This window comes from Vibrio sp. 1978 (assembly GCF_033344345.1).
In genome coordinates, this window is record NZ_JAWPOP010000477.1 from 1 (window position 1) to 689 (window position 689).

At 41.8% G+C, this 689-nt stretch carries 1 protein-coding gene; it reads left to right on the top strand.

Going from position 1 to position 689, the window contains the following annotated elements; genetic code table 11:
* Positions 1–689 (top strand): CDP-diacylglycerol--serine O-phosphatidyltransferase (gene pssA, locus R8N49_RS27315; RefSeq protein ID WP_318190475.1); only part of this gene is annotated, 689 nt, incomplete at both ends.

A 689-nucleotide genomic window follows, 5' to 3' on the forward strand; every position in this document is an offset into this window, starting at 1 on the left:
GGCTTCTCTTGCTCAAGCCAACTATCAATTTGCCCATGAGTCAGCGGCGGAAGATAAAGTAAAGATCACACCACTTGTTGGTCTTGGTAAGCGTCGAAACTTACTAAACCAGCAAATCGTCAAGCTACTAGCAGCAGCAAAAAACGAAATTTTCATCTGTACGCCATATTTTAACTTCCCTAAATCAATTCACCGGGAAGTAAAACGTGCGATGAAACGTGGAGTAAAAGTAACGATCGTGGTAGGAGATAAAACCGCGAACGATTTCTATATCTCTCCAGAAGAAGATTTCAAAACCATTGGTGGTCTTCCTTACCTTTACGAGGTAAATCTACGCCGCTTTGCCAAAGCAAATGAGGCGAACATTGCAGCTCGCAAGCTTTCAGTGCACTTATGGAAGCATGAAAACAACAGCTTCCACCTAAAAGGTATCTGGGTTGATAAACGATACATGCTGCTTACGGGTAACAACTTAAATCCGCGTGCTTGGTCTCTCGATCTTGAAAATGGTTTATTGATTCAAGATGACTACGCAAACCTTACTCATAAGTTTGAAGATGAAGTAGCCAGAATCCTTGAACATACGCAGCTAATCTGCACTTACAAACAGTTGGAAAAAGTCGAAGATTACCCGCTTGCTGTACAAAAACTCGTGAGAAAAATCACTCGCTTAAAAGCTGACGGTGTTT